5 protein-coding genes and 1 tRNA gene are annotated in these 6,275 nt (G+C 72.8%); 3 read left to right on the plus strand and 3 right to left on the minus strand.

Annotated elements, in window-relative coordinates; translation table 11 throughout:
• Window positions 1–9 precede the first annotated feature (9 nt).
• From sucD to M8J74_RS11805, 3 genes are all read left to right on the plus strand, one after another.
• Window positions 10–909, plus strand: a complete 900-nt coding sequence (gene sucD, locus M8J74_RS11795) for a succinate--CoA ligase subunit alpha (RefSeq protein WP_249836309.1) — start codon at window positions 10–12, stop codon at window positions 907–909.
• A gap of 54 nt (window positions 910–963) precedes the next feature.
• Window positions 964–2,526 carry an aldehyde dehydrogenase family protein gene (locus M8J74_RS11800; RefSeq protein WP_249836310.1) on the plus strand — a complete coding sequence of 521 codons (1,563 nt, stop codon included), beginning with the start codon at window positions 964–966 and terminating at the stop codon, window positions 2,524–2,526.
• Between the two features lie 96 nt (window positions 2,527–2,622).
• A tRNA-Leu gene (locus tag M8J74_RS11805) sits at window positions 2,623–2,710 on the plus strand.
• A gap of 43 nt (window positions 2,711–2,753) precedes the next feature.
• Here M8J74_RS11805 and M8J74_RS11810 read toward each other — a convergent pair.
• From M8J74_RS11810 to M8J74_RS11820, 3 genes are all read right to left on the minus strand, one after another.
• The gene (locus M8J74_RS11810) at window positions 2,754–3,773 is read right to left on the minus strand and encodes a hemolysin family protein (protein WP_249836311.1); all 1,020 of its coding nucleotides are present in this window, start codon (window positions 3,771–3,773) and stop codon (window positions 2,754–2,756) included.
• A complete protein-coding gene (locus tag M8J74_RS11815) occupies window positions 3,770–5,107 on the minus strand; it encodes a hemolysin family protein (RefSeq protein ID WP_249836312.1) in 1,338 nt (445 codons plus the stop codon). The genes M8J74_RS11810 and M8J74_RS11815 overlap by 4 nt, the downstream gene beginning before the upstream one ends.
• A 139-nt stretch (window positions 5,108–5,246) precedes the next feature.
• Window positions 5,247–6,275 (minus strand): acyltransferase family protein (locus tag M8J74_RS11820; protein WP_249836313.1); only part of this gene is annotated, 1,029 nt, incomplete at its 5' end.

Consider the following 6,275-nt stretch of genomic DNA (forward strand, 5'->3'; position numbering starts at 1 on the left):
GAGACGGACATGGCCATCTATCTCACCAAGGAGAGCAAGGTCCTCGTCCAGGGCATGACCGGCGGCGAGGGCATGAAGCACACCCGGCGCATGCTCGCGGCCGGCACGGACATCGTCGGCGGCGTCAACCCGCGCAAGGCGGGCGCCACCGTCGACTTCGACGACCGCGCCGTGCCCGTCTTCGGCTCGGTCGCCGAGGGCATCCAGGCGACCGGCGCCGACGTCACCGTCGTGTTCGTCCCCCCGGCCTTCGCCAAGGCGGCCGTCGTCGAGGCGGCCGACGCCGGCATCGGCCTCGCGGTCGTCATCACCGAGGGCATCCCGGTCCACGACTCCGTCGCCTTCACCGCGTACGCGAAGCGGAAGGGCACCCGGATCATCGGCCCTAACTGCCCCGGCCTGATCACCCCCGGCCAGTCCGACGCCGGCATCATCCCCGCCGACATCACCAAGCCCGGCCGCATCGGCCTGGTGTCCAAGTCCGGCACCCTCACCTACCAACTCATGTACGAACTGCGCGACATCGGCTTCTCGACCTGTGTCGGCATCGGCGGCGACCCGGTGGTGGGCACGACCCACATCGACTGCCTCGCCGCCTTCCAGGACGACCCGGACACCGAACTGATCGTCCTCATCGGCGAGATCGGCGGCGACGCCGAGGAACGCGCCGCCGCCTACGTCCGCGACCACGTCACCAAGCCCGTCGTCGGCTACATCGCCGGATTCACCGCCCCCGAGGGCAGGACGATGGGCCACGCGGGCGCCATCGTCTCCGGCTCCACCGGCACCGCGCAGGCGAAGAAGGAGGCCCTGGAGGCGGCCGGGGTGCGTGTGGGCAGCACACCGACGGAAACGGCGAAACTCGTGCTCGCACGTCTGGAAGAGCAGCGGTCGCTCACTCATGGTTGACGTGAGCCATACATCTCCCCGCCCCCGACTGTGCACCGGAAGCGGAGCAACCGAATGGCATCCACCCTCGCCACCCCCACCCCCACCCTCACCCTCAAATCCGGCACCTCCTGGGCAGACGCCTGGCAGCGCTGCCTGACCGCCGCCCCGGAGGCCTTCCGGGACGACCGCGTCCTCAACCTCTGGGCCGGCACCTGGCAGGCCGACGGCCGGACCCTGCCCGCCACCAGCCCCGTCGACGGCAGCCCGATCGCCGGCCCGCCCCGCCTCGACGGCCCCACCGCGCACCAGGCGGTACGGGCCGCCCTCGACCGGCACCGCGCCTGGCGGCACGTACCCCTGGACGAACGCCGGGCCCGCGTCGCCGCCACCCTCGACGCCCTCACCGCCCACCGCGACCTGCTCGCCCTGCTCCTCGTCTGGGAGATCGGCAAACCCTGGCGGCTGGCGCAGGCGGACGTCGACCGGGCCGTCGACGGGGTGCGCTGGTACGTCGACGGCACCGAGCCGATGCTCGACGGCCGCGCCCCGCTGGACGGCCCGGTGTCCAACATCGCGAGCTGGAACTACCCGATGAGCGTCCTCGTCCACGCCCTGCTCGTGCAGGCGCTGGCGGGCAACGCGGTGATCGCCAAGACCCCGACCGACGGCGGCCTCGCCTGTCTCACCCTGGCCTGCGCGCTCGCCGCCCGCGAGGGGCTCCCCGTCACCCTCGTCAGCGGCAGCGGCCGAGAGCTGTCCCAGGCGCTGGTGCGGGCGCCCGAGATCGGCTGCGTCTCCTTCGTCGGCGGCCGCGACACCGGCGCCGCCGTGGCCACCGCCGTCGCCGACCTCGGCAAACGGCACATCCTCGAACAGGAGGGACTCAACACCTGGGGCATCTGGAACCACTCCGACTGGGACACGCTCGCGGCCGTGATCCCGAGGCTCTTCGACTACGGCAAGCAGCGCTGCACGGCCTACCCGCGCTTCGTCGTCCAGCGGCGGCTCTTCGACGACTTCCTCGCGGCCTACCTGCCGGCGGTGCGCACGCTGCGGGTCGGGCACCCGCTCGCCGTGGAACGCCCGGAGGACCCCTTCCCCGCGCTCGACTTCGGACCCGTGATCAACGCGGCCAAGGCCAAGGAGTTGCGCGACCAGGTCGCCGAGGCCGTCGACCGCGGCGCCGTGCCGCTGCACCGCGGCCGTGAGGCCGACGCCCGCTTCCTGCCCGGCCAGGACACCTCGGCGTACGTCCAGCCCGTCACGCTCCTGAACCCGCCGCCGTCCTCGCCGCTGCACCACGCGGAACCCTTCGGCCCGGTCGACACCGTCGTCCTGGTCGACACGGAGGCGGAACTGCTGGCCGCCATGAACGCCTCCAACGGAGCGCTGGTGGCCACCCTCTCCACCGACGACCGGTCCACGTTCGACCGGCTCGCCCCGCAGATCCGCGCGTTCAAGGTCGGCCACGGAAAGGCCCGCTCCCGCGGCGACCGCGACGAGCTCTTCGGCGGCTTCGGCGCGTCCTGGCGCGGGGCGTTCGTCGGCGGCGAACTCCTCGTCCGCGCCGTGACGCGGGGCCCGGCGCAGGAGCGGCTGCCGGGGAACTTCCCGGACTACCACCTCATGCCCTGACGCACACGGATACGCAGGTGAAACGCACTCCGAAACCTTGGTATTGTTGTGTCTGTCGCCGCGGGAAACACCCCCCTGTCCGGCGGCAGACACCTGGTCCGGGTGGCGGAATGGCAGACGCGCTAGCTTGAGGTGCTAGTGCCCTTTATCGGGCGTGGGGGTTCAAGTCCCCCCTCGGACACCAGCTGAGACCCCTGTTCTGCAGGGGTCTTTCGCTTTTCCCCCGGCTACGCCGCCCCCGGCTGCAGGAAGCGGGCCAGCAGGTCGTCCAGGGTCACCATGCCGGTCAGCCGGCCGGCGCCGTCGCGGACGACGGCGAGGGAGGCGCGGTGGGCGCGCAGGACGTCGATCGCGTCGGCGACCGTGGTGTCCGCGGCCAGCTCGGGCACCGGACGGGCCATGTCCCGCGCGCGCGTGCTACGGCCCCGGGCGCGGGCCACCAGGGCGTCCCGGGCGTGCACGGAGCCGAGGACGCGGTCGCCGTCGCGGACCAGCAGGCGGGTGCGGTCGCCGGCCGCCGCCGCGCGCAGCACCTCCTTGGCATCGGCGGCGGCGTCCACCGAGGTGATCCGCGCGGCCGGGACCTGGAGCGCGCCCACCGGAGTCTCGGATTCGGTCAGCGAGCGGGTGATCAGCTCGGCGTCGCTCTCACTGATCAGGTCCAGCCGCCGCGACTCGGCGACGAGGTGCGTCAGCTGCTCCCGGCTGTGCACGGAGGCCGACTCGTCGCGCGGGGTGACCCGGCACAGCCGTACCAGCGCGTTGCTGACGGTGTCGAGCAGTGAGATCAGCGGGCGTACGGCCGTCACCATGGCCCGGAACGGCGGCGCGAGCAGCATCGCCGAGCGCTCCGGATGCGCGATCGCCCAGGACTTGGGGGCCATCTCGCCCACCACCATGTGCAGGAACACCACGACGATCATGGCGACGGCGAACGCGATGCCGTAGCTGACCGCGCTCGGCAGGCCCAGCGCGCGCAGCACCGGGTCCAGTGAGTGCGAGATCGCCGGCTTGGAGACCGAGCCCAGGCCGAGGGTGCAGACGGTGATGCCGAGCTGGGCGCCGGCCAGCATCAGCGACAGTTCGCGCATGCCGTCCAGGGCGGCCCGCGCGCCGCGCCGCTCCTCGGCGGCCGCCTTCTCCATGCGGTGCCGCTTGGCGGCGACCAGCGCGAACTCGGCGGCCACGAAGAAGCCGCTGCCGATCAGCAGGACGACGGTGACGAAGAGGGCCATCGGGAAACTCAACGCCGTTCCTCCCTCGGTCGCGTCGGCCGCGTGATCCGTACGCGCTCGGGCACGTGCCGGTCCACGGCACGGACGTCGATCACCGCGCGGCCGCCGTCGGGCAGTTCGACGGTGAGCCGGTCGCCGACGGCCGGGAAGCGGCCGAGACGGTCCACGACCAGGCCGGCCACCGTGTCGAAGTCGTCGTCCGCGGGCAGCTCGATGCCGGTGGCCTCGGCGACCTCGTCCAGCCGGCGCCCGGCGTCCACCAGCCAGCCGTCGCGGTCGGCGACCGCGAGACGGGTGACGGTGTCGGACTCGTCGGCGATGTCGCCGACCAGTTCCTCGGCGATGTCCTCGTAGGTGACGACGCCCGCCACGCCGCCGTGCTCGTCGAGCACGACCGCGAACTCGTCGTCCCGCTCCCGCATCCGCTCGACCGCCTGCGGCAGCGGGAGGGTGTCGGGCAGCAGCAGTGCGCGCCGGGCGAGCGCGCCGGCGCTCGTCGCGGCCGGCCGGTCGGCGGGCAGCCGCATCAGCTCGCGCACGCCCAGCACGCCGCCGACGTCGTCGGGGTGCTCGCCGAGCACCGGATAGTTGGAGTGGCCGTACTTGCCGATGAGGTCGACGGCCTCGGCGGCGCTCGCGTCCGCCCGGACGAACACGGTGTCCGCGCGCGGCACCATCACCTCGTCCAGGGTGCGCTCGGAGAACTCCAGCGCGTGGTCCAGCAGCTCGGCGGTGTCCTTGGGCAGCCGTCCCCGCTCGTGCGACTCGCCGATGATGTGGCCGAGTTCCTCCAGGGTGGCGCCGTGGTGCAGCTCCTCGACCGGCTCGATACCGGTCTGGCGCAGCAGCCGGTCCGCCGCGTCGTCGAAGATCCGCACGACCGGTCCCACGACCTTCAGATAGGCCAGCGTCGAGGCGGCCAGCGCCTTCGCCAGCCGCTCGGGCACCGCGAGGGCGAGGTTCTTCGGGGCCAGCTCGCCCAGCACCATCTGCACCACCGTGGCGCCGGCGAAGGAGAGCACCACGGAGACGCCGGTGACGGCCGCGTCCGGGACGCCGACGCCGGACAGGGCGGGCCCGAGCAGCGCGGACACCGACGGCTCGGCGATGAAGCCGACGACCAGGCCGGTGACCGTGATGCCCAGCTGGGCGCCGGACAGCATGAACGACAGCCGCTCGAGGACCTTCAGCGCCCGCGCGGCCCGGCGGTCCCCGGCCCGCGCCTCACGGGCCAGGGCGAGGCGGTCGGCGGAGACGTAGGCGAACTCCTGGGCCACGAAGTAGCCGGTGCCCGCGGTCAGCAGGAGAACGGCCAGCAGACCCCAGACGGCGCTCGCGGTACTCACGTGCGTGACGGCCGGCAGGGGGCGTCCGGCCGGGTGCCGCGGTGGGGCTCACCGCGGCGGGACGGTCGGGGACCTGGTCCCCGGGGGTCCGTCGGTCTGGCGGACAAAGGGGTGACTCCTCGGTATCGCTCGGTGCTTGTCAGGACAACGTCCGGGAGCCGGTCCGGGTTCCCGGCTCGCGGGTCTGCGCGGGAACCGCAGGCCGCTCGCGTGGCTCCCTCCGGAACGCCCACCTCATGTCCGGCTCCACGACGAACCGGAAGACGCGTCGTACGGGCGGTGTGCACAGCAGGGTCACGACGGTGCCGGCGGCCAGCGTGACGGTGAGCACGCCGAGCGGGCGGTGGATCCAGCCGGGCGAGTACCAGCCCCAGTACTTGGAGCCCTGGGCGACGAAGCCGTGCAGCAGGTAGCCGTACAGCGTGCCGGCGCCCAGCGCGGTGCACCACAGCCGCCTGCCCGGCACCCAGGACAGGAAGCAGGCCACCAGGACCATCGAGAAGCCGAAGGCGGCCAGCGTCATCACCGGCCCGAACCACGCGGACGCGCCCAGCTCCTGGGCGCTGTCGCGGTGGTAGAACCAGGCCCCGGTCATCCGCGGCTCCGCCCAGTACGACACCGCGACCGCGCCCGTCAGCACCGGCAGGGCCAGCAGCCGCACCCGCCACCGCCGCACCAGCCGGAAGTGCTCGGGCCGCAGGCACAGCCCGAGCACGAAGTACGGCAGGAACTGCAGGACCCGCTGCAGGTCGAGGTCGTTGCCGATGTCGGGGGAGAGGGTGGCGAGCGCCGCGACGGTCAGCGCGATCGGCAGCGGCCACCGCACGCGCTGCCACAACGGCGTGGTCAGCCGCCAGACGAACAGCGCGGCGAGGAACCACGTCAGGTACAGGGGGTCCAGCAGGCTGACGGGCCGGTCGGGCTCCTGGTCGGTCCAGCGGGTGAAAAGGGTGTACGCCGTCTCGAAGACGACGTACGGCACGGCCACCCCGGTCACCAGGCGTCTGATCCGGCCGGGGCTCGCGTCGAAACTCCGCGAGAAGTACCCGGAGATGACGATGAACGCCGGCATGTGGAAGGCGTAGACGAAGTTGTAGAGCGCGCTGACCACCCGGCTGTCGTCGCGCAGCGGCTCCCACGCGTGGCCGATCGCCACCAGCACGATCGC

The organism is Streptomyces panaciradicis, assembly GCF_023516615.1.
In the GTDB taxonomy this organism is placed as follows: domain Bacteria; phylum Actinomycetota; class Actinomycetes; order Streptomycetales; family Streptomycetaceae; genus Streptomyces; species Streptomyces panaciradicis.